The 1,897-nt window shown below is 57.7% G+C and carries 2 protein-coding genes; one reads left to right on the top strand and one right to left on the bottom strand.

Going from position 1 to position 1,897, the window contains the following annotated elements; all coding sequences use genetic code 11:
- A partial coding sequence (locus QZZ60_RS11375) for a single-stranded DNA-binding protein (RefSeq protein WP_295641488.1) occupies positions 1-354 on the bottom strand: 354 nt, incomplete at its 3' end.
- 529 nt (positions 355-883) lie between these two features.
- On the opposite strand from QZZ60_RS11375, the gene QZZ60_RS11380 reads away from it, so the two are divergent.
- On the top strand, positions 884-1,897 hold a 1,014-nt coding region (locus QZZ60_RS11380), incomplete at its 3' end, for a branched-chain amino acid aminotransferase (protein ID WP_295641490.1).

A 1,897-nucleotide genomic window follows, 5' to 3' on the forward strand; every position in this document is an offset into this window, starting at 1 on the left:
GCCGTCGCCCTCTGCGGGAGCGCCTCCGCCTCGACGGTCAAGAAACTGCACGCGATCGGCACGAATTTCCGTGGTGTAACGGTCCTGTCCGTTCTGATCCTGCCATTTGCGCGTGGAGAGCTTGCCTTCCACGTACACCAGACTGCCCTTGCGCAGATACTGATTGCAGTTTTCCGCGGCACGCTGGAACACCACGACCCGATGCCATTCCGTGCGCTCCACGCGATTGCCGTCCCGGTCGGTATACGATTCATCCGTGGCGATGCGCAGCGTGGTCACGGGAGAACCGCTCTGGGTATAGCGCAGTTCAGGGTCGGCGCCGAGATGGCCTATGATCATGACTTTATTCAGCATGGAAACGAATCCTCTTTACAGTGTGAATACTCGCGGCAAAGGGAAGAAGAACCGCGCTCATAACAGCATCAACATAGACCGAATACCCATGGAACACAAGAAAAATCCTGCCCGACTCCCCGATCTGCGGGGCCTTTGGAAAGGCGTCTTCTGCCTGAGGAGCGGCAATTTTTCTTCTTTTCCCCGACGATTTCGGACTGCCGGGCGGGAAGGCGGCAGGCAGGACGATCAGATTTTTCCCCGGCCGTGCAGAAATGCGGATGATGTTCCGCTGCGGTCGGTGCCGCGTTCTTGCCCGTCACATTTTTACATGATTGTCATATGACGAAAAAACAAAATTGTTCTGAAAAAACGCTAAAAAATGCACGGTTCCCCCCTCCCCGGGACTTGACGAGCTCGCCGTACAATGCCAGAGTTTGCCGAAAGTGTATGCGTTCCTGCTGAAAATACATTCCGGCAGGCATGAGGGCTCCCGACCGCAGCGCCGGCCCCATATACACGAAATTCAAATCGTGTACGCTGTCAGGAGATGTGTACCATGGAAAAGAAGAATCTGGACTGGGCTAATCTGAGCTTTAGCTACATCAAGACCGACAAACGCTTCGTGGCCAATTACAAAGACGGAGCATGGGATAACGGTCAGCTTACCGATGACGACAAGGTCGTCATTACCGAATGCGCCGGTGTGCTCCAGTATTCTCAGTCCTGCTTTGAAGGCCTGAAGGCCTATACCACGGAAGACGGACATGTGGTCTGCTTCCGTCCCGACCTCAACGCTCAGCGCATGGAAGATTCCTGCCGTCGTCTGGAAATGCCGGTCTTCCCCGCCGCCCGCTTCGTCGACGCCGTTGTGGAAACCGTGCGCGCCAACCTCGCCTGGGTTCCTCCCTACGGCTCCGGCGCCACGCTGTATATCCGTCCCTACATGTTCGCCAGCTCCGCCGTCATCGGCGTAAAGCCTGCCGACGAATATCAGTTCCGCATTCTGGTCACTCCTGTCGGTCCCTACTTCAAGGGCGGCGCCAAGCCCATCACCATCCGTGTGAGCGACTTCGACCGCGCCGCGCCCCGCGGTACCGGCAACATCAAGGCCGGCCTCAACTACGCCATGAGCCTCCATCCCATCATGGACGCCCATCGTCAGGGCTACGCCGAAAACATGTACCTCGATCCTGCCACCCGTACCAAGGTTGAAGAAACCGGCGGCGCAAACTTCATCTTCATCACGAAGGACGGCAAGCTCGTCACTCCCAAGAGCGACAGCATTCTGCCTTCCATCACCCGCCGCTCTCTGCTCTATGTCGCTCAGCACTATCTGAACATGGAAGTGGAAGAACGCGAAGTGCCCCTGACCGAAGTGCCCTCCTTTGCCGAAGTCGGCCTCTGCGGTACCGCCGCCGTCATTTCTCCCGTGGGCAAGATCGTCAACCACGACGAAGAAATCTGCGTGCCTTCCGGCATGGACGCCATGGGCCCCGTGCTCACCAAGCTGTACGACACTCTCACCGGCATTCAGATGGGCCGCATCGAAGCCCCCGAAGGC

The organism is uncultured Mailhella sp., assembly GCF_905187505.1.
Taxonomy (GTDB): Bacteria; Desulfobacterota; Desulfovibrionia; order Desulfovibrionales; family Desulfovibrionaceae; genus Mailhella.